Here is a 26,431-nt window from a genome sequence, read left to right on the forward strand (position 1 = left end):
TCGGGTCTAAGCTTCCTCGGTGCGGACTGGCATGAGTCGGTTCCAGGTCGATTTTACCGGATGTGTTCGACGATTCTGTTCGATGACAGGCCGCAAAGGCTGGTAGATACCGGCTGTCGCGCAAATTGCCGTCTGTCCCTCGATCGTTGCGTTTGAACACACCCCGTTACATCTGACTTGAACCCCTCGCCTTTTTCATCCGCTGCGACATTTTGTCAGAGGGCAATTTTGTCCTTACGCGGCGCATGGAAAGGCCGCAGAATCAGGTTTTGAAAGCATTGACCCAGGTCATGGCGCGTTGCAATGACCCCCCGCTTTCTCCATACTTGCGGCCGATTTTTACTCCTAATAAAACACCCAAACCGTGGAACCTTAGAATGAGCACAGCAATCAGTCCGACTGCTTATAACTATAAGGTAGTCCGCCAGTTCGCCATCATGACGGTGGTCTGGGGGATCCTTGGCATGGGGCTTGGTGTCTTCATCGCCTCACAGCTCGTATGGCCGGAATTGAACTTCGGTCTGCCGTGGACGACTTTTGGACGCTTACGCCCGTTGCACACCAACCTGGTGATTTTCGCCTTCGGTGGTTGTGCTCTGTTTGCCACTTCTTATTACGTCGTGCAGCGAACCTGCCAAACGCGACTGATCTCCGACAGCCTCGCGGCCTTCACCTTCTGGGGTTGGCAAGCGGTGATCGTCGGCGCGATCGTGACCTTGCCGATGGGTTTCACCACCACCAAGGAATACGCGGAACTGGAATGGCCCCTGGCTATTCTGCTGGCCATCGTCTGGGTCACCTACGGTCTGGTGTTCTTCGGCACCATCGTCAAGCGCAAGACCAAGCACATCTATGTCGGTAACTGGTTCTACGGTGCCTTCATCGTCGTGACCGCGATGCTGCACATCGTCAACCACATGTCGCTGCCGGTCAGCCTGTTCAAGTCCTACTCGGCCTACTCGGGTGCGACCGACGCGATGATCCAGTGGTGGTACGGCCACAACGCCGTGGGCTTCTTCCTGACCACTGGCTTCCTGGGGATGATGTACTACTTCGTGCCGAAACAGGCCGAGCGTCCGATCTACTCCTATCGCCTGTCGATCGTGCACTTCTGGGCGCTGATCACCCTGTACATCTGGGCCGGTCCGCACCACTTGCACTACACCGCACTGCCGGACTGGGCTCAGTCCCTGGGCATGGCGATGTCGATCATCCTGCTGGCTCCGAGCTGGGGCGGCATGATCAACGGCATGATGACCCTGTCGGGCGCCTGGCATAAGCTGCGTACCGACCCGATCCTGCGCTTCCTCGTGGTATCGCTGGCGTTCTACGGCATGTCGACCTTCGAAGGCCCGATGATGGCCATCAAGACTGTCAACTCGCTCTCGCACTACACCGACTGGACCATCGGCCACGTACACGCCGGCGCCTTGGGCTGGGTAGCGATGATCTCGATCGGCGCCATCTACCACATGATTCCGAAACTGTTCGGCCGTGCACAAATGCACAGCACCGGCCTGATCAACGCGCACTTCTGGCTCGCGACCATCGGTACCGTGCTGTACATCGCTTCGATGTGGGTCAACGGCATCACCCAGGGCCTGATGTGGCGTGCAATCAACGACGACGGCACCCTCACCTACTCGTTCGTGGAAGCGCTGCAAGCCAGCCACCCTGGTTTCATCGTTCGTGCCCTGGGCGGCGCGTTCTTTGCCAGCGGCATGCTGTTGATGGCCTACAACGTGTTCCGTACCGTTCGTGCCTCGGACCCGGCTGAAGCTGAAGCCGCCGCCAAGATTGCTGTAGTTGGAGCTCACTGATGAAGCATGAAGCAGTCGAGAAGAATATTGGCCTGCTGGCCTTCTTCATGGTTATCGCCGTCAGCATCGGCGGCCTGACCCAGATCGTTCCGCTGTTTTTCCAGGACGTTACCAACAAGCCGGTCGAGGGCATGAAGCCTCGTACCGCCCTTGAACTGGAAGGCCGTGACATCTACATCGCCAACGGTTGTGTCGGCTGCCACTCGCAGATGATCCGCCCGTTCCGTGCTGAAACCGAACGCTACGGCCACTACTCGGTCGCCGGTGAAAGCGTCTGGGACCACCCGTTCCTGTGGGGTTCCAAGCGTACCGGTCCGGACCTGGCCCGTGTCGGCGGTCGTTACTCCGATGACTGGCAGCGTGCGCACTTGTACAACCCGCGCAACGTGGTGCCCGAGTCGAAAATGCCAGCTTACCCGTTCCTCGTGGAAAACAAGCTCGACGGCAAAGACACCGCCAAGAAAATGGAAGTCTTGCGCACGCTCGGCGTCCCTTACACCGACGAAGACATCGCCGGCGCCAAGGATGCTGTGAAGGGCAAAACCGAAATGGACGCGCTGGTGGCCTATCTGCAAGGCCTGGGCACCATCATCAAAAGCAAACGGTGATTTAGATGGATATCGGGATGATTCGTGGCCTGGGCACCGTTGTTGTGATGGTGGCCTTCATCGGTCTGGCGTTGTGGGTATTCAGCCCCAAGCGCAAGTCGGAGTTTGAAGACGCGACCTTGCTGCCTTTCGCGGATGATCCCGAAGCCATCAAGCACGTCGAGCAAGCTTCTAGGAGTAACAAAGAATGACTACGTTCTGGAGTCTGTACGTCACAGTCCTCAGTCTCGGCACCATCTTCGCCCTGACCTGGCTGCTGCTGTCCACCCGCAAGGGCCAGCGCGCCGAGCAGACCGACGAGACGGTCGGCCACTCCTTCGACGGGATCGAGGAGTACGACAACCCACTGCCGAAATGGTGGTTCATGCTGTTCGTGGGCACCATCATCTTCGCCCTTGGCTATCTGGTCCTGTACCCGGGCCTGGGTAACTGGAAAGGCCTGTTGCCAGGTTACAACTACCTGGATAACGAGAAGCAGACCGCGTTCGCCAACGGCCAGACCGGCTGGACCGGCGTTCACGAGTGGGAAAAGGAAATGGCCAGGTCGGACGCCAAGTTCGGCCCGATCTTCGCCAAGTTCGCTTCCATGCCAATCGAAGAAGTCGCCAAGGACCCGCAAGCCCTGAAGATGGGTGGCCGCCTGTTCGCCTCCAACTGCTCGGTCTGCCACGGTTCCGACGCCAAGGGCGCTTATGGCTTCCCTAACCTGACCGACGCCGACTGGCGCTGGGGCGGTGAAGCGGCAACCATCAAGACCACCATCATGGGCGGCCGTCACGCCGTGATGCCGGCCTGGGCCGAAGTGATCGGTGAACAAGGCGTCAGCGACGTTGCCGCTTACGTGCTGACCAGCCTCGATGGCCGCAAACTGCCGGAAGGCGCCAAGGCTGACCCGGTTGCCGGCCAGAAGCTGTTCGCTGCCAACTGCGTGGCTTGCCACGGTCCGGAAGGCAAAGGCACCCCGGCCATGGGCGCTCCGAACCTGACTCACCCGGCAGCGTTCATCTACGGTTCGAGCTTCGCTCAACTGCAGCAGACCATCCGTTACGGCCGTCAGGGCCAGATGCCTGCGCAAGAACAGCTGCAAGGCAACGACAAGGTTCACCTGCTGGCCGCTTACGTCTACAGCCTCTCTCACGGTGAGAAAGCGCCGGTGGCAGACGCCCAGTAAGGCAAACGCTCGATGCAAACAAAACGGCCCCGCCAATGAGAATTGGCGGGGCCGTTTTGTTTTAGACACACTCTGCCTGCCCCCTACCGACCAGTGGTAGCAGCCCCGTCATCCATGAGGTTGCGATACGACCTACCGAGTAGTAACGTTTCTACAAAGCACTTTCAAGAGGGTCAACCATGATGGCCATCACCACCATTTCCAGCCGTGAATTCAATCAGGACACAAGTAGTGCCAAAAAAGCCACGCGTCAGGGGCCGGTTATCATCACCGACCGTGGCAAGCCTGCTCACGTACTGCTAAGCATTGAGGAGTACCAAAAACTGACTGGCATAAACGCCAACATCGTCGATCTGTTGGTGATGCCAGAAGCAGCCGACATCGAATTCGAAACCGAGCGCGCCGTGATCATTCATCGCCCCGTGGACTTGTCCTGATGTTTCTACTCGACACCAACGTGATTTCTGAACTACGCAAACCCCAGGCTGATGTAAATGTCGTCGCCTGGGCTAAAAGTATCATCGCGCCACGCATGTTTATTTCGGCCATTACCTTGAAGGAACTGGAGACAGAGGTATTACGAATGGAGCGACGTGACCCCGCGCAAGGGAAGGTTTTGCGTGCGTGGCTGAAGCGACATGTCATTCCGGCCTTCGATGCCAGAATCTTGCCGGTCGACGCCGCTGTGGCGCTACGCTGTGCCAGCCTGCATGTTCCGGACCGCGCCAACGAAAGCCACGCACTGATCGCAGCGACCGCGCTGGTTCATGGCCTTACAGTGGTCACCCGTAACATCAGCGATTTTCAATCCAGTGGTGTTGCCCTGATCAATCCATGGGCCGATTGAGCGCCGACACTCGCGTAACCGTCCATAATTCACAAGTCAATTGATTCAAGTCATTACACTGTCAGTTGATTTCCACCAACGTGACCAAAGGTCGCACCCTTGAGTTAGAGCTACAGGCGTATCATTGCGCCACTGCAACACCTCTTTTTGACCGCGGTCGGCACGTACTGACCGAGGCATTTTTCCACTGCCGTGGGATGCAATGATGAGCAATCAGATTCCGGTACACGACGTCACTCCACCTGCCAAGAACGCAAACAACAGCGTCGACCTCTACGCCTCTCGAGAAAAGATCTACACCCGCGCCTTCACCGGTCTGTTCCGCAACTTGCGGATGACGGGTGGTGCCGCACTGTTTCTGCTGTATTTCGGCACGGTGTGGCTGAGCTGGGGCGGTCATCAGGCCGTCTGGTGGAACCTGCCGGAGCGTAAGTTCTTCATTTTTGGCGCGACCTTCTGGCCCCAGGACTTCATCCTGCTCTCGGGCATTCTGATCATCAGCGCCTTCGGCCTGTTCTTCATTACCGTGTATGCCGGTCGGGTCTGGTGCGGCTACACCTGCCCGCAAAGCGTCTGGACCTGGATTTTCATGTGGTGCGAAAAGGTCACCGAAGGCGACCGCAACCAGCGCATCAAGCTCGACAAGGCGCCGATGAGCGCCAACAAATTCCTGCGCAAATTCAGCAAGCACACGATGTGGCTGCTGATCGGTTTCGTGACCGGCATGACCTTCGTCGGCTACTTCTCACCGATTCGTGAACTGGTGATCGATTTCTTCACCGGTGAAGCCGATGGCTGGTCGTATTTCTGGGTCGGTTTCTTCACCCTCGCCACCTACGGCAACGCCGGCTGGCTACGCGAACAGGTGTGCATTTACATGTGCCCGTACGCCCGCTTCCAGAGCGTGATGTTCGACAAGGACACGCTGATCGTCTCCTACGATCCGCGCCGTGGCGAAGGCCGTGGCCCGCGCAAGAAAGGCATCGACTACAAGGCTCAGGGCCTGGGCGATTGCATCGACTGCACCATGTGCGTCCAGGTCTGCCCCACCGGCATCGACATCCGCGACGGCCTGCAAATCGAATGCATCGGCTGCGCGGCCTGCATCGACGCCTGCGACAGCATCATGGACAAGATGGATTACCCGCGTGGCCTGATCAGCTACACCACTGAGCACAACCTGTCGGGGCAAAAAACCCATAAACTGCGCCCGCGCCTGATCGGCTATGCCCTGGTGTTGCTGACCATGATCGCGTTGCTGGTGACCGCGTTCTTCATGCGCTCGCTGGTCGGTTTTGATGTCAGCAAAGACCGCGTGCTGTATCGCGAAAACGCCGAAGGCCGGATCGAAAACGTCTACAGCCTGAAGATCATGAACAAGGACCAGCGCGACCACACCTACGTGCTGGAAGCCACCGGCCTGCCGGACCTCAAGCTGCAAGGCAAGCGCGAGATCAAAGTCGCCGCCGGGGAAATTTTCAGCCAGCCGGTCGAGTTGTCCAGCTCGCCGGAGCAACTGCCGTCGAGCACCAACGAGGTGAAATTCATCCTCAAGGATGCCGATGACGCCAGCGTCCACGTTGAAGCCAAGAGCCGATTCATCGGCCCACAAATTCGTTGAGAGAAGTGATCATGCCCGCAGCAACTGCCGCAAGTCCCTGGTACAAGCACCTTTGGCCGTGGATCATTATCGCCATCCTGGCCTGCTCGGTGACCTTGACCCTGTCGATGGTGACCATCGCGGTGAATCACCCGGACAACCTGGTCAATGACAACTATTACGAGGCCGGCAAAGGCATCAATCGCTCCCTGGACCGGGAACTGCTGGCCCAGACCCTGCAACTGCGAGCCAGCGTGCACCTGGATGAGCTGACCGGCGAAGTCGACCTGCGCCTGAGCGGCAACAGCCAACCGAAAACCCTTGAGCTGAATCTGATTTCGCCGACCCAGCCAGAGAAGGATCGCAAGATCACCCTGGCCCGCAGCGAAACTGAACAGGGCCGCTACATTGGCCAGTTGAGCGACAAGGTCGAAGGCCGCCGCTTCGTCGAATTGCTGGGTGTGCAGGATGACAAGACCTGGCGCATGTTCGAAGAAGAACAGGTCAGCCATGCCAAGGATCTGTTGCTCGGTGATGAGCCGTTGCAAGGTGCCGAAGACCTGAAGAAATAGTCACAACGATCTCCTGTGGCGAGCGGGCTTGCCCGCGTTCGGTTGCGCAGCAGCCGCAAGTTGTCTACTCGATCTATCGAGAAGTTCGCGCTGACTGTCTTTGGGACCGTTGCGCGGTCCACGGGGGCAAGCCCCCTCGCCACAGAGGCCTTTGGGCCTGCCACAATGGTTTTCATGGCAACAAACATGACCACTCCAATCCCCTGCTACCACTGCGCCCTGCCCGTCCCGGCCGGTAGCCGCTTTACCGCCGCCGTCCTCGGGGATACCCGCGAATTCTGCTGCCCGGGTTGCCAGGCGGTGGCCGAGGCCATCGTGGCCGGTGGGCTGGAAAGTTATTACCAGCATCGCAGCGAAGCCTCGGCCAACCCCGAAGCCTTGCCGGTGCAGTTGGTCGACGAGTTGGCGCTGTATGATCGCGCCGACGTGCAGCAACCCTTTGTCCGTCACGAAGGCGAACTCGCCGAAACCACCCTGTTGATGGAAGGCATCAGCTGCGCCGCCTGCGGCTGGCTGATCGAAAAGCATCTTCGCAGCCTGCCGGCGGTGGCCGAAGCACGCCTGAACCTGTCCAACCATCGCCTGCACGTGCGCTGGGCCGACGCGCAATTACCGTTGAGCCAAGTGCTCAGCGAATTGCGCCACATCGGTTACGCCGCTCACCCTTATCAGGCCGACCGTGCCAGTGAACAACTGGCCAGCGAAAACCGTCTGGCCCTGCGCCAACTCGGGGTCGCCGGGTTGCTGTGGTTCCAGGCGATGATGGCGACCATGGCCACCTGGCCGGAATTCAACATTGACCTCAGCCCCGAACTGCACACCATCCTGCGTTGGGTCGCGTTGTTTCTCACCACGCCGATCGTGTTCTACAGCTGTGCGCCGTTCTTCAAAGGGGCGATGCGCGATCTGCGCACCCGGCACCTGACGATGGACGTCTCGGTGTCACTGGCAATTGGCAGTGCCTATATCGCCGGGATCTGGACCTCGATCACCGGGGTCGGCGAGTTGTATTTCGATGCGGTGGGGATGTTTGCGCTGTTCCTGCTGGCCGGGCGTTATCTGGAACGCCGCGCCCGGGAACGCACCGCTGCCGCGACCGCACAACTGGTCAATTTGTTGCCCGCCTCCTGCCTGCGGTTGAGCGCTGACGGTCAGAGCGAACGGATCCTGCTCAGCGAGTTGCGCGTGGGCGATCAGGTGCTGGTGCATCCCGGCGCGATTCTTCCGGCCGACGGCAAGATCCTTGACGGTCAGTCGAGCATTGACGAATCCCTGCTCACCGGCGAATACCTGCCGCAACCACGAACCCTGGGCGACGCTGTCACCGCTGGCACCTTGAACGTCGAGGGTGCGTTGACCGTGGAGGTCCTCGCGCTGGGTCAGGACACGCGCCTGTCGGCCATCGTCCGCCTGCTGGATCGCGCCCAGGCCGAAAAGCCGCGGCTGGCGGAAATCGCCGACCGCGCCGCGCAATGGTTCTTGCTGCTGACGCTTATCGCAGTGGCCGCCATCGGCCTGCTCTGGTGGGAGCTGGATTCATCGCGAGCGTTCTGGATTGTCCTGGCGATGCTGGTTGCGACCTGCCCGTGCGCCTTGTCCCTGGCCACGCCGACCGCCCTCACCGCCGCCACCGGCACACTGCACAAACTCGGTTTGCTGCTGACGCGCGGCCATGTACTGGAAGGCCTGAACCAGATCGACACGGTGATTTTCGACAAGACCGGCACCCTCACCGAAGGTCGGCTGGCCTTGCGTTCGATCCGACCGCTTGGGGCACTGGCCAGCGATCAATGCCTGAGCCTCGCCGCCGCCCTGGAAAACCGCTCCGAACACCCGATCGCCCGGGCTTTTGGCCGCGCGCCGCTGGCTGCCGAAGAAGTCCACAGCACGCCAGGCCTGGGCCTTGAAGGCTTGGTCGGCGCGCAACGCCTGCGCATTGGCCAACCGGGTTTTGTCTGCGAGCTCAGCGGTGCTCAAGTGCCGATGATGCCCGATGAACCCGGCCAATGGCTGCTGCTCGGCGACAGCCAGGGACCGCTGGCGTGGTTTGTCCTCGATGACCGTTTGCGCGCCGACGCCCCCGCCCTGCTGGCGGCATGCAAGGCTCGCGGCTGGCGCACCTTGCTGCTGTCCGGCGACAGCTCGCCGATGGTCGCCAGCGTCGCCGCCGAACTGGGCATCGACGAGGCCCGTGGCGGTTTGCGTCCGGACGATAAATTGCAGGTGCTGCAACAACTGCACCTGGAAGGTCGCAAGGTGTTGATGCTCGGCGACGGGGTCAACGACGTGCCGGTGCTGGCCGCCGCCGACATCAGCGTGGCGATGGGCTCGGCCACCGATCTGGCGAAAACCAGTGCCGACGCGGTGTTGCTGTCGAACCGCCTCGACGCGCTGGTGCAAGCCTTCAGCCTGGCCCGTCGCACCCGTCGGGTCATCATCGAGAACTTGCTGTGGGCAGCGCTGTACAATGGCCTCATGTTGCCATTCGCCGCCCTCGGCTGGATCACTCCGGTGTGGGCCGCGGTCGGCATGTCCATCAGTTCGTTGACCGTGGTGTTGAATGCTTTGCGCCTGACTCGCCTGCCGAGCGCGCCTGCCGCCAGCGCCACGCCAGAAACCCGCCCGCTGCCGGCCTAGCCGCGCGGGCATGGAGTCCAGATGCCAGCTCTCTACGTGATGATCCCGGCCGCGCTGCTGATCGTGGCCATCGCTATCTACATCTTCTTCTGGGCGGTCGACAGCGGTCAGTACGACGACCTCGACGGCCCGGCCCACAGCATCCTGTTCGACGACCAGGACCCGAAGCACACGGCAGCGGTCGACGAGGCCAGCGGCCATCCGGCCAAACCGGACGACAAGGCGCCACCCCATGCTTGAGTTGGCGCCACTGCTGGTCTCTGCGCTGATCCTCGGCCTGCTCGGTGGCGGCCATTGCCTGGGCATGTGCGGCGGTTTGATGGGCGCGTTGACCCTGGCGATCCCCAAGGAACAGCGCAGCCGACGCTTCCGCTTGTTGCTGGCCTACAACCTGGGGCGGATTCTCAGCTACGCCGCGGCCGGCCTGCTGATCGGTCTGGCTGGATGGGCCGTGGCCAATAGCCCGGCGGCGATGTTCATGCGCATCCTCGCCGGATTGCTGCTGATCGCCATGGGGCTGTACCTGGCCGGCTGGTGGAGCGGCTTGACCCGCATCGAAAGCCTCGGTCGCGGCCTGTGGCGGCATATCCAGCCGGTGGCCAACACACTGTTGCCAGTGTCGAACCTGCCCCGCGCCTTGCTGCTCGGCGCGCTGTGGGGCTGGCTGCCGTGCGGGCTGGTTTACAGCACATTGCTGTGGTCGGCGAGTCAGGGGAATGCGCTGGACAGTGCGTTGCTGATGCTGGCGTTTGGGTTGGGCACCTGGCCAGTACTGCTCGCCACAGGCCTGGCGGCCGAGCGGGTCACGGCGTTGTTGCGTAAACGCAGCGTGCGCATGACCGGCGGCTTGTTGGTGATGGTGTTCGGCATCTGGACCTTGCCGGGGCCGCATCAGCATTGGCTCATGGGGCATTAGCCCCCTCGCCACAAAAACTATCGCTATCGCCAATCACCGTTGATGCAAATCAAGATGCCGCAACGTCGCAGCCCCTAGACTCGCCGACACTGCCAGCCTATCCGGGGGAATGCCCGCATGCTCGACGCCATTCGTTGGGACACAGATCTGATCCGCCGTTACGACCTGGCGGGGCCACGCTATACCTCGTATCCGACGGCCGTACAATTTGACAGCCAGGTCGGCACCTTCGACCTGTTTCATGCCCTGCGCGACAGCCGCAAGGCGCTGCGGCCGTTATCCCTCTATGTGCACGTGCCGTTCTGCGCGAACATTTGCTACTACTGCGCCTGCAACAAAGTCATTACCAAGGACCGCGGCCGCGCCCTGCCCTATTTGCAGCGCCTGGAACAGGAGATCCAGCTGATCGCCTGCCACCTCGACCCCATGCAAAAAGTCGAGCAACTGCATTTCGGCGGCGGCACACCGACCTTTCTCAGCCACGATGAACTGCGTCAGCTGATGGCCCGGCTGCGCAAGCATTTCAATCTGCTGGACGACGATTCCGGCGACTACGGCATCGAGATCGACCCGCGCGAGGCCGACTGGTCGACCATGGGCCTGCTCCGGGAACTGGGCTTCAACCGGGTCAGCATCGGCCTGCAAGACCTTGACCCGGCGGTACAGCGGGCGGTCAATCGCCTGCAAAGCCTGGAAGAAACCCGCGCGGTGATCGACGCCGCCCGGACTCTGCAATATCGCTCGATCAACATCGATCTGATCTACGGCCTGCCCAAGCAGACGCCCGAGAACTTCGCCCGCACCGTCGACGAAGTCATCAGCCTGCAACCGGACCGGCTCTCGGTGTTCAACTACGCCCATCTGCCAGAGCGCTTCATGCCGCAACGGCGGATCAACAGCAACGATCTGCCGGCACCGGCGCAGAAGCTCGAAATGCTCCAGCGCACCATCGAACAACTGACGGCCGCCGGTTACCGCTACATCGGCATGGACCACTTCGCCCTGCCCGATGATGAACTGGCGATTGCCCAGGAAGAGTCGACCTTGCAACGCAACTTCCAGGGCTACACCACCCACGGTCATTGCGACCTGATCGGTCTGGGGGTATCGGCCATCAGCCAGATCGGTGACCTGTACTGCCAGAACAGCAGCGACCTGACCCAGTACCAGAACGCTTTGGCGTCCGCGCAACTGGCCACCGCCCGTGGCCTGCTGTGCAATGCCGACGATCGCTTGCGCAGGGCGGTGATTCAGCAACTGATTTGCCATTTCAACCTGGAATTCGCGGAAATCGAGCAGGCCTTCAATATCGATTTTCGGGGTTACTTCGGCGAACTCTGGCCACAGCTGCGAGGCATGGCCGAGGACGGATTGATCGAGTTGAACAATGAAAGAATCACCGTACTGCCCGCAGGCCGGCTGCTGGTGCGCTCGGTGTGCATGGTGTTCGATGCATACCTGGAACACAGTAATCGCCAGCGTTTCTCACGCGTGATTTAGGGGGGGGCGCTCTCAATTAGTTTCCCCGCCGCGCCGGGGAAACTAATTGAGAACACCCCCTTGAGGATAAATTGTCGCAGGCTGGCCCGAATGTCCTCCGGTGGGGTACCCTTACGGCTTATGTGTGTTTTTTCCCACAAGGATTAAAGAAATGTCCGAGCCAGTAAAACTGCGCGCTCATAACCAGGCCCATTGCAAGGATTGCAGCCTGGCCCCTCTCTGCCTGCCACTTTCTCTGAATCTGGAAGACATGGATGCGCTGGACGATATCGTCAAACGTGGTCGCCCGCTGAAAAAAGGCGAATTCCTGTTTCGCCAGGGCGACACGTTCGATTCCGTTTATGCAGTACGCTCCGGCGCCCTGAAGACCTTCAGCCTGAGCGATGGCGGCGAAGAACAACTCACCGGTTTCCATTTGCCCAGTGAACTGGTCGGCCTGTCGGGCATGGACACCGAACAGCATCCGGTCTCGGCGCAAGCCCTGGAAACCACTTCGGTGTGCGAGATCCCGTTCGAGCGCCTCGACGAACTGGCCCTGCAACTGCCACAACTGCGCCGCCAGTTGATGCGCGTGATGAGCCGCGAGATTCGTGACGATCAGCAAATGATGTTGCTGCTGTCGAAGAAGACCGCCGACGAGCGCATTGCTACTTTCCTGGTCAACCTGTCGGCCCGTTTCCGCGCCCGGGGCTTCTCGGCCAATCAGTTCCGGTTGAGCATGTCGCGCAACGAAATCGGCAATTACCTGGGCCTGGCGGTGGAAACCGTGTCTCGGGTGTTCACCCGCTTCCAGCAAAACGAACTGATCGCCGCCGAGGGTAAGGAAGTGCACATCCTCGACCCGATCCAGCTCTGCGCCCTGGCCGGTGGCTCGATCGAAGGTTGATCCTTTAACGGTGGCTGAGCGAAACGGTTCAGCCGCCGTTATACTGCGACGTTTGCAGCCCGCCAGGACACTTCGACGATGGTCTTCGACTCCTTCGACATCAAATCCCTGATCCGCCCCGTGATCGACTTTCCCAAGCCGGGCGTAATCTTTCGCGACATCACCCCGCTGTTCCAGTCGCCCACGGCCCTGCGCCTGGTGATGGACAGCTTTGCCCATCGCTACGTCGAGGCCGACTTCACCCACATCGGCGCCATGGACGCGCGCGGGTTCCTGATCGGTTCGATATTGGCGTATCAGCTGAACAAGCCATTGGTGTTGTTCCGCAAGCAGGGCAAATTGCCTGCCGACGTGCTGGCCGAAGGTTACGCGACCGAATACGGCGAAGCCTTCCTTGAAGTCCACGCCGACAGCCTGTGCGAGGGGGATTCGGTGGTGCTGTTCGATGACCTGATCGCCACTGGCGGCACGCTGATTGCGGCGGCCAACCTGGTTCGGCGCATGGGCGCGCGGGTGCATGAAGCGGCGGCGATCATTGACTTGCCGGAGCTGGGTGGTTCGCAACGGCTGGAAGACATGGGGATTGCGACTTTCTGTCTGACGCAGTTTGCGTTGAGCGATAAGTAAGCGGCGTCTGGAAGGACGCCTTCACGGGCTTGCCCGCGATGGCGTCAGTTGCCATACCGCCAACTACAGCCCCATCTGCTTGCTGATAATCTCGTTCATCACTTCTCGCGTCCCGCCGCCAATCGACAGAATCCGGTTATCGCGGTACAGCCGCTCCACCAGGCTTTCACGCATGTAACCCAATCCCCCCAGAATCTGCACCGCATCGGTGGTAATGCGATCCGCCGTGTCTGTAGCGAAATTCTTCGCCATGGAAATCTCTTTGATCACACTCTGCCCGGCCGCCATTTTCGCCGCCTGGCGGTAGGTGAATTCCCGAGACACCTCCAATGCCGTGGCCATTTCCGCGAGGCGGTGCTTGAGCACCTGGAACTTGCCGATGGGTTTACCGAAAGCTTCACGCTGACCAGCCCATTTCAGGCTCTCCTCCAGCGCCAACTGCGCGGTCATGTTGGCCATCAGCGCCAGAGCCAGACGCTCGCTCTGGAAGTTGCCCATGATGCAGGCAAAGCCCCCGTTTTCGGCACCGATCAAATGGCTGGCCGGCACCCGGCAATCATCGAAAAACAGCTCGGCGGTGTCGGACGCCCACCAGCCCATTTTCTTCAACTGACGACCGACGGTGAAACCCGGCGTGCCCTTCTCGATCAGTAGCAAACTGATGCCGCCGAACCCCGGCTCGCCGGTGCGCACCGCCACGGTGTAGACATCCGCGCGAACGCCGCTGGTAATGAAGGTTTTGCTGCCGCTGACCCGGTAGAAGTCGCCATCACGCACGGCGCGGGTTTGCAGGTTGGCGACGTCGGAGCCACCGCTGGGCTCGGTGACGGCCAAGGCGCTGATTTTCTCGCCCGCCAGCACCTGAGGCACTACGCGATCGCGAACTTCGGGCCTGGCCCACTTGAGGATCGGCGGCAGGCCGATGTCCAGCGAGCCCAACCCTGCGACCAGACCACCGGAACCACAGCGCATCAGCTCTTCACTGGCGGCGATCTTGGCGAACACATCGCCTTCATGGCTACCGCCCAGGACTTCGGGATAGCCGATGCCCAGAATCCCCGCCGCGCCGGCCTTGAGGTAGAGCTCACGAGGGAAGCTTTCGGCTTCTTCCCACTGATCGATGTCCGGAAGAATCTCGCGCTCGACGAAACGTCTGACGCTGTCGCGGACCAATTGGTGGCTGGGGTCGAAGTATTCCTGGAAGACAGGCATCGGCGAACTCCACTGAAGGTTCAGCGAAGTTAACCGAGCGCTTGCTTGGTTTTCAAGTGAGGATTGAAGATGCGGTTACAGCGAAATCGGCTTACGCCCGGCAAACGAATGCGCCAATGTCCCGCCATCCACCAGTTCCAGCTCGCCACCCAACGGCACGCCGTGGGCAATGCGTGAGGCAATCAGGCCCTTGTTACTGAGCAACTGGGCGATGTAATGCGCCGTGGCCTCGCCTTCCACCGTCGGGTTGGTGGCGAGGATGACTTCGGTAAACGTGCCCGCCTCTTCGATCCGCGCCATCAGTTGTGGAATGCCGATGGCTTCCGGCCCCAACCCGTCCAGAGGCGACAAGTGGCCCTTGAGCACGAAGTAGCGACCGCGAAAACCGGTCTGCTCCACCGCGTACACGTCCATCGGACCTTCCACCACACACAGCAAGGTGTCGTCGCGACGTGGATCGGCGCATTGCGGGCACAGATCGTCTTCGGTCAGCGTGCGGCACAAACGGCAGTGGCCCACCCCTTCCATGGCCTGGCTCAGCGCCTGGGCCAGCCGCGAACCGCCGCTGCGATCGCGCTCGAGCAGTTGCAACGCCATGCGCTGGGCAGTTTTCTGACCCACACCCGGCAAAATTCGCAGGGCATCGATCAGTTGGCGAATCAAAGGGCTGAAGCTCATGGGGAAAAGTCCGACATAACAACGAGACGCGGTTTATACCCGCGCCTCTGTTTAGCGTCAAATAGCAGCGCCAATTACCCTGTGGCGAGGGGGCTTGCCCCCGTTGGCTCGCGAAGCGGGCCCAGCATCAAAAACTGTATTGACTGATTTAACGACTGCTGCGCAGCCGAACGGGGCGGTGCGGCGTTCCGACAAGCCCCCTCGCCACAGGGTAAACCGCGGGCAGAAACAAAAATGCCAGGCGCGATGCCTGGCATTTTTTTTAACCCATCCGACGCGCGTTGGCGAATCAGAATGGCAATTTCATACCCGGTGGCAGTTGCATGCCAGCGGTCATGCTGCCCATTTTGTCCTGGCTGTTGGCTTCGATCTTGCGCACGGCATCGTTGACGGCGGCGGCGAATACAGCCTCCAGCATCTCTTTGTCGTCTTCGCTCAGGCCTTCGACCAGGCTTGGGTCGATGGTCACGCGCTTGACGTCGTGACGACCGGTCATTACCACGGTGACCATATCGCCACCGGCCTTACCGGTGACTTCGGCGTTGGCCAGCTCTTCCTGCATCTTGGCCATTTTTTCCTGCATCTGCTGCGCCTGCTTCATCAGGCCGGCCATGCCACCTTTCATCATGGGAATCACCTCAAAAGTACTTGGATAAAAACAGCGCCCGGCGAGTGCGGCCAAGCGCCTTCAGTTATTAGCCCTGACTGACCAGGACCTCGACAGGTTCAATAGTATCGTGACGGACCACCGCTCCGAACTGCTGCATCATTTGCTGGATGAACGGATCGCCATGGATCGACTCTTCGGCCTCGCGCTGACGGTCGGCACGACGCCGGGACGCTGCCTGGGCCGGGGTTTCCTGCTCAGGCTTGATCAGCTCGATGCTCAGGGTCAGCGTGCGCCCGTGGTGCTGGTTCAGCGCATCGTTGAGACGACGTTGTTGCGTCGCGTTGAACAAGGCGCTGTGAGCCGGGTCCAGATGCAACAGCCAATTGTCGCCATCGACGGCGATCAGCGTGCAGTTGGCGGCGATGCTGCCGGTCATGCCGGACACCGGCAATTTCGGGAACAACTCCAGCCATTGCAGGGCCAGGCCCGTGGCCGGCATCGCGGCCGGTTCAGGCTCGGGCTGCGCCGCAGGTTCGGCGGTGTGCTCACTGGCCAGATCGTCGAGGTAGCTGTAGGCCGAATCCATGTCCGGCTCGATGTAATCCTCGTCCAGCGGCGGCTCGTCATCCAGGTCGATGCCTGGCGTGGCGGCATCGACTTCGGCCACGGACGGTTCCGGAATCGGCGCAGCGGCCCACTCAGGCGCATCCGGCACCACGCTGTCCGGCGTCGGCATGGGCATCGGTGGTAATTCGGGTTGTTCGCCGGCCGTCTCCAGCATTGGCTCGACGGCGGGCTGCTGGACAACCTCGGGCTCTACCGGATCGTTCCAGGGCAGATCGACGACTTCTTCGACCGCTACAGGCTCGACCACGGGCTCGGGCTCAGGCACCGCCACCAGCGCAACAGGTTCAGGCGCAACGGCCGGGACAGGCGCGGGTGCTGGTGCAACCACGGGCGCCACCGGAACCGGTACCACGGCCGCAGCGACTACCGGCGCAACAATCGGCGCGGCAGCCACTGAGTTTGCGGAATCAACTGTGGCCTGGCTGATCCCCACTGGCTTTAGCGGTTGCCTCGGAGCGTCCTCGGTGTCTGCTGGCCGGAATGCGAGCATTCGCAGCAGGACCATTTCGAAACCGCCGCGCGGATCCGGCGCCAGCGGCAAATCCCGGCGACCAATCAGGCCCATCTGGTAATAGAACTGCACATCTTCGGCCGGCAGTGCCTGGGCCAGTGCCAATACGCGATCACGGTCGCCATGACCGTTGTCGACACCTTCAGGCAGGGCCTGGGCGATGGCAACACGGTGCAACACGTTGAGAATTTCCGAGAGCACGCCGTTCCAGTCCGGGCCTTGCTCGGCCAGATGGCGCACGGCTTCGAGCAACGCCTTGGCGTCGCCTTCGATCAGCGCATGCAGGACGTCGTAGACCTGGCCGTGATCGAGGGTGCCGAGCATCGCCCGCACGTCGGCGGCCAGAACCTTGCCTTCACCGAAGGCGATGGCCTGGTCGGTCAGGCTCATGGCATCGCGCATCGAACCGTCGGCGGCGCGACCCAGCAACCACAGCGCATCGTCTTCGAACGGCACGTTCTCGACGCTCAGCACATGGCTCAGATGCTCGACCACCCGCTCAGGGGTCATGTTCTTCAGGGAGAACTGCAGGCACCGCGAGAGAATCGTTGCAGGAAGTTTCTGCGGATCGGTGGTAGCCAGGATGAACTTGACGTAGGGCGGCGGCTCTTCGAGGGTTTTCAACAGCGCATTGAAGGAATGGCTGGAAAGCATGTGCACTTCGTCGATCAGGTAGACCTTGAAGCGCCCGCGGCTCGGCGCGTACTGCACGTTGTCGAGCAGTTCGCGGGTGTCTTCGACCTTGGTCCGGCTCGCGGCGTCGATCTCGATCAGGTCGACGAAGCGGCCTTCATCGATTTCGCGGCACACCGAGCACTCGCCACAGGGCGTCGAAGTGATACCTGTTTCACAATTCAGGCATTTGGCGATGATCCGCGCGATGGTGGTCTTGCCGACCCCGCGGGTACCGGTAAACAGGTAGGCGTGGTGCAGCCGCTGGCTGTCCAAGGCATTGATCAGAGCCTTGAGCACATGGGTCTGGCCGACCATTTCGCGGAACGAGCGCGGACGCCATTTACGTGCAAGAACCTGATAACTCATCGAAAACCGTCGCAGCGAAGGAAGCAGAAGCGGCTAATGCTAGCGGAGCAAGGCCAAAATTGCATCCGGTGCGCTCGTCTATTCTGGCTAAGCTGCACTTTGAGGAGCTTTTATCAGCTCAGGCTTGAGCCGTACCGGAGCATTTATGCACTTCGCCTTGGGGGCACTGCTATTAGTCAGCCTGAGCGTCGCGGCCGCCGAAGTGCCGTTGCGCTTTGTCGTGCCGGACAGCTGGGCCATGCCCTTGGTGCAAATCGAGCGCGACCGGCCGACCCAGGGCATTCTGCACGACATCATGCTTAGCCTGGCGACTCAGGTCGGCGCGCCGGCGCAATTTCACGTGTTGCCTCGGCCGCGAGTACAGAACGCCATGGAACACGGCGAAGCCGATGTGCGCTGTTTCGTCTCACAAGACTGGCTGCCGACCCCGTCCGGCGACTATATCTGGAGCGTTCCGCTGCTGGTTCAGCGCGACATGCTGATTGGCCGGCAAGGCCCACCCGACTCTGTCAATCCAACGGACCTGCCACAACAGTCGATCGGCACCGTGCTCGGCTATAGCTACCCGACCCTGCAACCGCTGTTCGATGCCGACCGGCTGCACCGCGAGGACGCACGCAATCAGGAACAGGTGCTGGAAAAGCTGCTGGCTGGACGCTATCGCTACGCGGTGAGTAACCAATGGACCCTGGACTGGTTCAACCAGCGCCTACTGCCCGACCAGCAACTGAAAAGCGTAGCGCTGGTGCAGGAACAGCCTATCAGTTGTTACGTGCGCAATGACCCCAAAGTGCCAGTACAACGCATTTTGCGTACGTTGCAGCAAATGAAAACGTCGGGGGAGATCAATGACATCATCCGGCTCTATACCGGTAACCCGACCCCGTAGCAGCTGCCGAAGGCTGCTATATAGAGCGAGTCAGGCTATTTGATCGAGTGCCTGCCATTGCGACGGGGCGACAAACCCCGCCACCCAGGCCGGCACCTCGGAGGGCGGCATCGGACGGGCGATGAAATAGCCTTGAGCGACTTCGCACCCCAGCCGCAACAACAACTCACCGTGCTCAAGGCTTTCCAGCCCCTCGGCAATCACCTGCCGACCGAATGCGCGGGCCAGGCCAATCACCGCCGTGGTCAGGGCCAGGTCATCCCGGTCATTCAGAATGTCACGCACAAATGACTTGTCGATCTTGATAGTCTGGGTGCGTAAACGCTTGAGATAACTCAGGGACGAATAACCGGTGCCGAAATCCCCCAGGGAAAACTGCACCCCCAACGCCTGACAGGCCTGCAAACAGGCGCTGACATGCTGGATATTCTCGATCGCCACCGACTCGACGATTTCCAGGTCGAGCATCCGCGGGGCAACCTGAGCATGCCGAGCGAGTACCTGTCTGAGCCGGTCGACGAAATCCGCGCGCTGAAAATGTCGCGCCGCGATGTTGATACTGATCGGCCAGCCCTGCCCCGCTTGCTGCCAGCGGTGCAACTGCGCCAGCACCTGGTCCATCACCCATTCGCCGATATCGATGATCAGGTCGGTATCCTCTACCAGCGGCAAAAACTCCCGGGGCGGCACCATGCCGTTTTGCGGGTGCTGCCAACGCAACAAGGCCTCGAAACCGACGACCTCGCCACGGCGCATGTTCACCTTGGGCTGAAAGTGCAGGCGAAATTCACCGGCGACCAGCGCCTGACGCACCCGCTCGACGGTCTGGTGCGTGGCCTTGACCTCTTGATCCCGGGACACATCGAACAGATGAAAGCGGTTTCGCCCGCGCTGCTTGGCCACATACATCGCCTGGTCGGCGTGGCGCAGCAGGGTTTCGGCATCTTCATTGTCATGGGGAAACAGGGTGACGCCGATACTGGCAAATACATTGATGTCCTTGCCGTGCAATGTGTAAGGCGCCGAGATCGCCCCCAGCACGCGACTCAACGCCGCGCGCAATTCCGGCAGATCACGCACGTAACGCAACACCAGCACGAACTCGTCACCGGCCAATCGCGCCACCACATCTTCGCCGCGCACAATGTCACGCAGACGCTTGGCCACTTCCACCAGCAGCATATCGCCACTGGCGTGACCGTAGCCGTCGTTGACCGCTTTGAACCCGTCGAGGTCAAGCATGCACACTGCCAGCGGAATGTTTTCCTGCCGGGAAAACTCCAGCGCCTGATCCAGCAAATCCGACAGGAACGCGCGATTGGGCAGCCCGGTCAGTACGTCATGCCCGACTCGCCATTGCAGGGATTGCAGCAATTGGCGTTTTTCGCTGATGTCGAAACGAATCGACAGGTATCGATCAACGAGCCCGGTGGTGTCGTCGAGCACCGGCACCATGGTGCTGTCGACCCAATACAACCTGCCATCCTTGGCGCGATTACAGATTTCGCCTTTCCAGATATTGCCCAGGGCAATGGTGCGCCACATGGCAGCGAAGAAATCGGCGGAATGCAGGCCGGAGTTCAGCAGGCGATGGTTTTGCCCCAGCAATTCCTCGCGGCTGTAGCCGGACACGACGCAGAATTGATCATTGACGTAAGTAATCCGGCCGTTCAGATCAGTCTCGGAAAAAATTGCGGCGGCATCCACGGCCCTGCGGTATTTCTCATCCATGAGTGAGGCTCACTGTCGCTAGCGGAGGTACCGCTCGACCAGTGCAGGATGCCCGGAAGAGATGTTTTGAGACGTACAGCGCAGAGACACGTTATCACTCCATGAACAGCATTTGATGGCCCCCGGACCGCCGAAGATCAACTAGTCTCGGGCAAGGTAGCAACACCGACTCTGGTAACATTTCGCGAGGGTTTCAGACCGCCAACGGCTTCTCTGCACACCCGGCAAGGGAAGACAATGCTGGCTGTTTCATATCGCCTAAACTTCAGACAGCAGATCACCAAAACCCCCTCCGAAGCGGCGATTCTACGAAATGCATCACATTTTGCAAAGCAAGGTGATGGATCATGCAGTTGCCTAATGCAAAAATCTATCGTTAAGTTCTTGATTCTAAATGGGAATTGAGCGATGCAAATTTCAAGTTTGGGTCCAGCCATCCGACGCTACCGCAAGGTCGCAGGGCTTACTCAGGCTGAACTCGGCGAAAAAACCGGTTTTGACCCCAAAACCATCAGCCGCTTCGAAACTGGCACCTATACCCCCAGCGTGGAAGCATTGTTCCTGCTTGCCGACGTGCTGGGTGTGAAGCTGAAAGCCTTTTTCGCAGATCTAGGCGACGAGGATGAACAGCGAGCGTACCTGTTCAGCGTCATACACAAAGCCACCCCGAAGGATCTGGGAAAGCTGATCGCAGCGGTTGACCAGGCCTTGTCCAAGCCTTGATGCTTACAATCAAAAAAAAAGGAGGCCGACCTGTCGAATGCGACAGATCGGCCTCCTTTTTTATATCCCGTTGTTTCATTCGGAAACGACGAAAAGCCGCCCTGGATGAGCTCCATGGCAGGGAAAGCAAAACAGTATTTTTAGATAGAAAACACGAGAGAGGGTTCGTGTTGCGTTATGGAGGCAACCCCACCAGCCACACCCCGGCACACAATGTTCCCGCTGTGGCTGCTTCCTTCCGGATCTGACCAGGTTCACGGGTAATCGTTGCGGGGGGACCGATGGGGTCACCATAACGACGCTCACCTGACGGCGAGCCGCGCCATTGTACCTATCTGAGACGAAGTTACAACCGTTCGGGCAGATTAAAAAACATGAGCCGCTTCAAGGACATGCGCCGGCCTTCAAAAGATCGCGACCAGGCCGCGATCCTTTGATCCTATTGCACCAACACTTCATCCGCCCGGCCACCCTCTTGCTGGATCACCAGGTGAATGAAGTGCAGCCTGGCGATCACCGCCGGCGGCAAGACGAACGGATAGAAATCCGGCTGCCCCATGCTGCGTGACAGCTCGTTGAGCATGCCGGCCAGTTCGATCCACGCATTGACGAACGACAGGAACGCCGGCCCGCCGGGGTGCTGTGGGTCGAACAGCGTGTTGGGCGGAAACGGCTGATAGTCGAAATCCATTTCCTGGGCACTCATGCCAAAACCCAGAGCGGTGTCCACCGCATCCATCATGTGCAGGTAGTGAGCCCAGGTTTCCGCCCAGTCTTCCCAAGGGTGCATGGTGGCGTAGGCGCTGACGTAATGTTGCTGCCAGTCGAGCGGCGCACCTTGTTGATAATGCTGTTCAAGAGCCTCGGCGTAGCTGGCACGCTCGTCGCCGAACAGGCTGCGGAACGGTTCCAGCCAGGCACTGTTGGCAATCAGCCGGTCCCAGTAGTAATGCCCTGTCTCGTGCCGAAAGTGACCGAGCAGCGTGCGATAGGGTTCGCGCATCTGTACGCGAACCTGCTCGCGGTGGGCGTCGTCGGCTTCTTTGATATCGAGCGTGATCAGGCCGTTGGCGTGCCCGGTGGTCGGTGGCTTGCCTTCGAGATCGATACCAATGAAATCGAAGGCCAGCCCCGTCTCTTCGTCCACCGTTTTGGGAATGACCTGCAAGCCCAGGCTGAGCAACTGTGCTACCAGACGACGCTTGGCGGTTTCCACTTTGCGCCAGCGTTCGTGGTTCTCGGGGATCGACAGGTCGGGAATGGTGCGATTCAGGCTACAGGCGATGCACAACCCATCGTGATGATTGGCCGGCAATAACCAGTTGCACGCAGCCGGGGAATCGAGATTGGCGCAACGGCGGAACACACCGGCGTCAGGGTCGGCGTCGAGCAACCAGGTGTCCGCTTGCGGGCCGGGTTGCAGCGATGACAAGCGACTTTGCTGCGGCTGATAGCCCAGCGCCGCCGAACAGGCCAGGCACTGGCTGTTGCGAAAGAACAGCGACTGCCCGCAGCGACAATGCCAGACCTTGCTGTTGCGCAAATGCTCACCCATGAAGGGCGCGGCGATGCGCGAGCTGAGCTGTTCGAAGAAGCGGTACATGGCGATCTCTCTTTGGGGACTGCCAAGACTAGATCATTGCTCAGACATGATCGTTCCCACGCTCTGCGTGGGAATGCCGCCCCGGACGCTCCGCGTCCGCTATGACGCAGAGCGTCACGGGATGCGTTACCACGCAGAGCGTGGGAACGATCAGTTAAACCGAAATATTGTGCCTGCCAAGAAACTCGACAAACGCCTCCTCATCCAGCACCTTCAACCCCAGCTCATTAGCCTTGGCCAGCTTCGAACCTGCGCCCGGTCCGGCGACTACACAATGGGTCTTGGCCGACACGGAGCCGGCGACCTTGGCGCCGAGGCTTTCAAGTTTGTCCTTGGCGACATCGCGACTCATCAGTTCCAGCGAACCGGTCAGCACCCAGGTCTGTCCGGCCAGCGGCAATCCTTCGACGACTTTTTTCTCGCTCTGCCAATGCATGCCGAAATCGCGCAGCTGCTTTTCAGCGGACTCGGCGAGCTGACGGTTTTCTGCGACCGCAAAAAACTCACGCACCGAGGTCGCCTGCTTCTCCGGCAACGCCTGACGCATGTCCAGCCAGTCAGCATTCATCACCGCATCAAGCGAGCCGAATTTGTCGGCAAGCTTCTGCGCCCCGCCCGGCCCGACCGAAGGAATGTTCAGCTTGTCGAGAAAACCGCCAAGCGTGGTGCTTGCAGCGAATTCGGCACCCAATGCTCCCTGATCCTGAATCTGCAGGCCGTGCTTCAACAGATTGGCAATCACCTGCTGGTTATGCGGGTCTTCAAAGAAGCTGTGAATCTCGTGAGCTACTTCCAGCCCGACATCCGGCAGATACGTAAGCACTTGCGGCAACGCCTGCTGAACACGCTCCAGCGAGCCGAGAGACCGCGCAAGCACCTTGGCCGTCTCTTCGCCGACATCAGGGATACCCAAGGCATAGATGAACCGCGCCAGGCTCGGCTGCTTGCTGTCTTCGATGGCGCCGAGCAGGTTCTTGCTCGACAGCTCGGCAAAGCCTTCAAGGTCGACGATTTGTTCGAAGGTCAATGCGTACAAATCGGCTGGCGAATTCACCAGACCTTCATCCACCAGTTGCTCGACGCTCTTCTCGCCCAGCCCTTCGATGTCCATGGCGCGACGCGAAACGAAGTGAATGATCGCCTGCTTGAGTTGCGCACCACAGGCCAGACGGCCGACGCAGCGATACACCGCGCCTTCGCTGACAGTCTCGCGACCCTTGCTGCGCTTGACCAGCTGCGTACGCTCGACATGCGAACCGCAGACCGGGCACTGCTCGGGAATCTGTACCGGTCGCGCATCCTCAGGACGACGCTCGATGACCACTTGCACCACTTGCGGAATAACGTCACCGGCGCGACGGATGATCACGGTGTCGCCGATCATCAGCCCCAACCGCGCGACCTCATCCATGTTGTGCAACGTCGCATTGGCCACGGTAACGCCGGCGACCTTGACCGGTTTCAAGCGCGCCACCGGCGTCACGGCACCGGTGCGACCGACCTGAAACTCCACATCGAGCAACTCGGTGAGTTCTTCCATCGCCGGGAATTTATGCGCGATGGCCCAACGCGGTTCGCGAGCACGAAAACCCAACTCGCGCTGGGAGGCAATGCTGTTGACCTTGAACACCACGCCGTCGATTTCATAGGGCAGCGCATTGCGGCGTTCGCCGATGTCGCGGTAGTAATCCAGGCACTCATCGATGCCACGAGCCGATTTCAATTCATGACTGATCGGCATACCCCAGGCTTTGAGTTGCTGCAGATTGCCAATGTGCGTGTCGGCGATATCGGCGGAAACCTGGCCGATGCCGTAGCAGCAGAATTCCAACGGGCGGTTGGCGGTGATCTTTGAATCCAGCTGCCGCAAGCTACCTGCCGCCGCGTTCCGCGGGTTGGCGAAGGTCTTGCCGCCCATTTCCAGTTGCGTGGCGTTGAGCCGCTCGAAACCGGCCTTGGACATGAACACTTCGCCGCGCACTTCCAGGGTCGCCGGCCAGCCGCTGCCGTGCAGCTTGAGCGGGATATTGCGCACGGTGCGCACGTTGACACTGATGTCTTCACCGGTGGTGCCATCGCCGCGAGTAGCGCCGCGCACCAGCATACCGTCCTGATACAGCAGACTGACCGCCAGGCCATCGAGCTTGGGTTCGCAGCTGTACTCCACCGCTGCGCCGCCACCGAACAGGTCGCCGACCGGCAAGTCCAGACCTTCCGTCACCCGGCGATCGAATTCGCGCATGTCGGTTTCTTCGAAGGCGTTGCCAAGGCTGAGCATCGGCACTTCATGACGCACCTGAGTGAACGCCGACAGCGCCGCACTGCCGACGCGCTGGGTCGGCGAGTCGCTGGTGATCAGTTCGGGATGGGCCGCTTCGAGCGCCTTGAGTTCATGGAACAAGCGATCGTATTCGGCGTCCGGAATGCTCGGCTCATCCAGCACATGGTAGCGATAGTTGTGCTGATCGAGCTCGGCGCGCAGCTCTAGAATGCGGGTTTCGACGGCAGTCATGGGTGTTCTCTCATAAAGCAAAAGAGCAGCCGAGGCTGCTCAATCTGTTGATGCTGTACAAATCATTGCAGGAGCCAGCGGTACGGCAAACCTGGCTCCTACAGATCAACGCTTCTGGGTCAATGCGCGACGTTCGAATTCGACGATGCGCTGACGGTAGTGCTCAATCGTCTGGGCGGTCAGCACGCTGCGCTGGTCGTCCTTCAGTTCGCCGTTCAGCTCCTGGGACAGCTTGCGTGCCGCCGCCACCATCACGTCGAAGGCTTGCTTCGGATGACGCGGGCCTGGCAGGCCGAGGAAGAAGCTCACCGCCGGGGTGCTGAAGTGGTCGATATCATCCAGATCGAAAACGCCCGGTTTGACCGCGTTGGCCATCGAGAACAGCACTTCACCGTTACCGGCCATGCTTTCGTGGCGGTGGAAAATATCCATCTCGCCGAAACGCAGACCGCTTTCCAGAATGTTCTGCAACAGCGCCGGGCCCTTGAAGCCGGCCGGGTCGCGGCAGATCACACTGATCACCAGCACTTCTTCGGCTTGTGGCTGATCTTTTTCAGGTGAACTGGCGGACTTGCTGTCATCCGGGAAATCGTTGTCACGGCTGCTGAAGCTCGGGCCGCCGTCCAGGTCCAGGCTGAGGTTCATATCGCCTTGCGACGGCTCGCCATGGCCACGCTTGCCACGCTTGGAACCCGATTCGCGCGGTTCACGGGCAGGCATGCTCACCGACGGCAAGTCGTGCTCGTCCAGCTGCGGTTCTTTCTGGGTGTCCAGCACGCGAGGCGGGCCCAACAGCTCGGCGCTGGTGTCCTCGTCCGGCAGGTTGGACAGACTTCGGTCAAGACGGAATTTCAGTTTTCCCTTGCCGCCGCGCATGCGACGCCAGCCATCGAAAAGAATACCGGCAATGACAATAATGCCGATGACGATCAGCCACTCGCGCAGACCGATTTCCATGTAATCCCGTGCCTCTATAAAAAATGCTGAAAAATAAGGGGTTTACATTGTGTAAACCGCTTTAAAACGTGGCGCCAACTCTATGTTCTGACAGGCGTTTTGCCCACGTATACGAAAAATTGACATTAAACTAGCACGACCAAAGATAACTTT

General features: G+C 60.2%; 24 protein-coding genes and 1 other RNA gene. 16 read left to right on the forward strand and 9 right to left on the reverse strand.

Going from position 1 to position 26,431, the window contains the following annotated elements; all coding sequences use genetic code 11:
- Positions 1 to 377: 377 nt before the first annotated feature.
- The 14 genes from ccoN (at position 378) to JUI81_RS21645 (ending at position 13,184) form a co-directional block, all read left to right on the forward strand.
- On the forward strand, positions 378 to 1,820 hold the full coding sequence (gene ccoN / locus JUI81_RS21580; RefSeq protein ID WP_019579901.1) for a cytochrome-c oxidase, cbb3-type subunit I: 1,443 nt from the start codon (positions 378 to 380) through the stop codon (positions 1,818 to 1,820).
- Positions 1,820 to 2,428 carry a cytochrome-c oxidase, cbb3-type subunit II gene (ccoO, locus tag JUI81_RS21585; protein ID WP_018925301.1) on the forward strand — a complete coding sequence of 203 codons (609 nt, stop codon included), beginning with the start codon at positions 1,820 to 1,822 and terminating at the stop codon, positions 2,426 to 2,428. Before ccoN ends, ccoO begins: the two co-directional genes overlap by 1 nt.
- Positions 2,429 to 2,433: 5 nt before the next feature.
- Positions 2,434 to 2,619 (forward strand): CcoQ/FixQ family Cbb3-type cytochrome c oxidase assembly chaperone, encoded by a 186-nt coding sequence (locus JUI81_RS21590; protein WP_003175465.1) that lies wholly within the window; start codon positions 2,434 to 2,436, stop codon positions 2,617 to 2,619.
- Complete coding sequence (ccoP, locus tag JUI81_RS21595; protein ID WP_018925300.1) at positions 2,616 to 3,599, forward strand: cytochrome-c oxidase, cbb3-type subunit III; 984 nt, start codon at positions 2,616 to 2,618, stop codon at positions 3,597 to 3,599. The genes JUI81_RS21590 and ccoP overlap by 4 nt, the downstream gene beginning before the upstream one ends.
- 182 nt (positions 3,600 to 3,781) lie before the next feature.
- Positions 3,782 to 4,036, forward strand: coding sequence for a type II toxin-antitoxin system Phd/YefM family antitoxin (locus tag JUI81_RS21600; RefSeq protein WP_026331761.1), 255 nt, complete (start codon positions 3,782 to 3,784; stop codon positions 4,034 to 4,036).
- Positions 4,036 to 4,446 carry a type II toxin-antitoxin system VapC family toxin gene (locus tag JUI81_RS21605; RefSeq protein ID WP_204125005.1) on the forward strand — a complete coding sequence of 137 codons (411 nt, stop codon included), beginning with the start codon at positions 4,036 to 4,038 and terminating at the stop codon, positions 4,444 to 4,446. Before JUI81_RS21600 ends, JUI81_RS21605 begins: the two co-directional genes overlap by 1 nt.
- Positions 4,447 to 4,651: 205 nt before the next feature.
- On the forward strand, positions 4,652 to 6,067 hold the full coding sequence (gene ccoG, locus JUI81_RS21610) for a cytochrome c oxidase accessory protein CcoG (RefSeq protein WP_028941154.1): 1,416 nt from the start codon (positions 4,652 to 4,654) through the stop codon (positions 6,065 to 6,067).
- An 11-nt stretch (positions 6,068 to 6,078) separates the two neighbouring features.
- Positions 6,079 to 6,618, forward strand: a complete 540-nt coding sequence (locus JUI81_RS21615) for a FixH family protein (RefSeq protein ID WP_019579898.1) — start codon at positions 6,079 to 6,081, stop codon at positions 6,616 to 6,618.
- 186 nt (positions 6,619 to 6,804) lie between these two features.
- Positions 6,805 to 9,255 carry a heavy metal translocating P-type ATPase gene (locus JUI81_RS21620; protein ID WP_204125006.1) on the forward strand — a complete coding sequence of 817 codons (2,451 nt, stop codon included), beginning with the start codon at positions 6,805 to 6,807 and terminating at the stop codon, positions 9,253 to 9,255.
- Between the two features lie 21 nt (positions 9,256 to 9,276).
- Positions 9,277 to 9,495 carry a cbb3-type cytochrome oxidase assembly protein CcoS gene (ccoS, locus tag JUI81_RS21625; protein ID WP_007933363.1) on the forward strand — a complete coding sequence of 73 codons (219 nt, stop codon included), beginning with the start codon at positions 9,277 to 9,279 and terminating at the stop codon, positions 9,493 to 9,495.
- Positions 9,488 to 10,171 carry a sulfite exporter TauE/SafE family protein gene (locus tag JUI81_RS21630; protein ID WP_007933361.1) on the forward strand — a complete coding sequence of 228 codons (684 nt, stop codon included), beginning with the start codon at positions 9,488 to 9,490 and terminating at the stop codon, positions 10,169 to 10,171. The genes ccoS and JUI81_RS21630 overlap by 8 nt, the downstream gene beginning before the upstream one ends.
- 117 nt (positions 10,172 to 10,288) lie before the next feature.
- The gene (hemN, locus tag JUI81_RS21635; protein ID WP_204125007.1) at positions 10,289 to 11,671 is read left to right on the forward strand and encodes an oxygen-independent coproporphyrinogen III oxidase; all 1,383 of its coding nucleotides are present in this window, start codon (positions 10,289 to 10,291) and stop codon (positions 11,669 to 11,671) included.
- 151 nt (positions 11,672 to 11,822) lie between these two features.
- Complete coding sequence (fnr, locus tag JUI81_RS21640) at positions 11,823 to 12,557, forward strand: fumarate/nitrate reduction transcriptional regulator Fnr (protein WP_019579894.1); 735 nt, start codon at positions 11,823 to 11,825, stop codon at positions 12,555 to 12,557.
- Between the two features lie 78 nt (positions 12,558 to 12,635).
- Entirely contained in the window at positions 12,636 to 13,184 is a 549-nt protein-coding gene (locus JUI81_RS21645) for an adenine phosphoribosyltransferase (protein ID WP_019579893.1), read from the forward strand.
- Positions 13,185 to 13,247: 63 nt separating this feature from the next.
- Here the strand turns inward: JUI81_RS21645 and JUI81_RS21650 are convergent, their stop codons facing one another.
- The 4 genes from JUI81_RS21650 to dnaX form a co-directional block, all read right to left on the reverse strand.
- Positions 13,248 to 14,396, reverse strand: a complete 1,149-nt coding sequence (locus JUI81_RS21650) for an acyl-CoA dehydrogenase family protein (protein WP_204125008.1) — start codon at positions 14,394 to 14,396, stop codon at positions 13,248 to 13,250.
- A gap of 75 nt (positions 14,397 to 14,471) precedes the next feature.
- A complete protein-coding gene (recR, locus tag JUI81_RS21655; RefSeq protein ID WP_007933351.1) occupies positions 14,472 to 15,074 on the reverse strand; it encodes a recombination mediator RecR in 603 nt (200 codons plus the stop codon).
- 289 nt (positions 15,075 to 15,363) lie between these two features.
- A complete protein-coding gene (locus JUI81_RS21660) occupies positions 15,364 to 15,702 on the reverse strand; it encodes a YbaB/EbfC family nucleoid-associated protein (protein ID WP_007933349.1) in 339 nt (112 codons plus the stop codon).
- A gap of 67 nt (positions 15,703 to 15,769) precedes the next feature.
- Positions 15,770 to 17,863 carry a DNA polymerase III subunit gamma/tau gene (gene dnaX, locus JUI81_RS21665; RefSeq protein ID WP_204125009.1) on the reverse strand — a complete coding sequence of 698 codons (2,094 nt, stop codon included), beginning with the start codon at positions 17,861 to 17,863 and terminating at the stop codon, positions 15,770 to 15,772.
- A 145-nt stretch (positions 17,864 to 18,008) separates the two neighbouring features.
- Here dnaX and JUI81_RS21670 point away from each other — a divergent pair, with 145 nt between their 5' ends.
- Positions 18,009 to 18,752, forward strand: coding sequence for an ABC transporter substrate-binding protein (locus JUI81_RS21670; RefSeq protein WP_019579890.1), 744 nt, complete (start codon positions 18,009 to 18,011; stop codon positions 18,750 to 18,752).
- Between the two features lie 30 nt (positions 18,753 to 18,782).
- Here the strand turns inward: JUI81_RS21670 and JUI81_RS21675 are convergent, their stop codons facing one another.
- Positions 18,783 to 20,483, reverse strand: a complete 1,701-nt coding sequence (locus JUI81_RS21675; RefSeq protein ID WP_019579889.1) for a bifunctional diguanylate cyclase/phosphodiesterase — start codon at positions 20,481 to 20,483, stop codon at positions 18,783 to 18,785.
- Between the two features lie 408 nt (positions 20,484 to 20,891).
- Between JUI81_RS21675 and JUI81_RS21680 the strand changes: the two genes are divergently transcribed.
- A complete protein-coding gene (locus tag JUI81_RS21680) occupies positions 20,892 to 21,206 on the forward strand; it encodes a helix-turn-helix domain-containing protein (RefSeq protein WP_007933342.1) in 315 nt (104 codons plus the stop codon).
- A 187-nt stretch (positions 21,207 to 21,393) separates the two neighbouring features.
- On the opposite strand, the gene ffs is transcribed toward JUI81_RS21680, so the two are convergent.
- The 4 genes from ffs to zipA form a co-directional block, all read right to left on the reverse strand.
- An RNA gene (gene ffs, locus JUI81_RS21685) (signal recognition particle sRNA small type) lies at positions 21,394 to 21,490 on the reverse strand.
- 155 nt (positions 21,491 to 21,645) lie between these two features.
- Positions 21,646 to 22,809, reverse strand: a complete 1,164-nt coding sequence (locus JUI81_RS21690) for a putative zinc-binding metallopeptidase (RefSeq protein WP_204125010.1) — start codon at positions 22,807 to 22,809, stop codon at positions 21,646 to 21,648.
- 154 nt (positions 22,810 to 22,963) lie between these two features.
- Entirely contained in the window at positions 22,964 to 25,321 is a 2,358-nt protein-coding gene (gene ligA, locus JUI81_RS21695; protein ID WP_204125011.1) for an NAD-dependent DNA ligase LigA, read from the reverse strand.
- A gap of 105 nt (positions 25,322 to 25,426) precedes the next feature.
- Positions 25,427 to 26,278 carry a cell division protein ZipA gene (zipA, locus tag JUI81_RS21700; protein ID WP_019579886.1) on the reverse strand — a complete coding sequence of 284 codons (852 nt, stop codon included), beginning with the start codon at positions 26,276 to 26,278 and terminating at the stop codon, positions 25,427 to 25,429.
- Positions 26,279 to 26,431 lie beyond the last annotated feature (153 nt).

Source organism: Pseudomonas sp. 008 (assembly GCF_016861935.1).
Lineage (GTDB): Bacteria > Pseudomonadota > Gammaproteobacteria > Pseudomonadales > Pseudomonadaceae > Aquipseudomonas.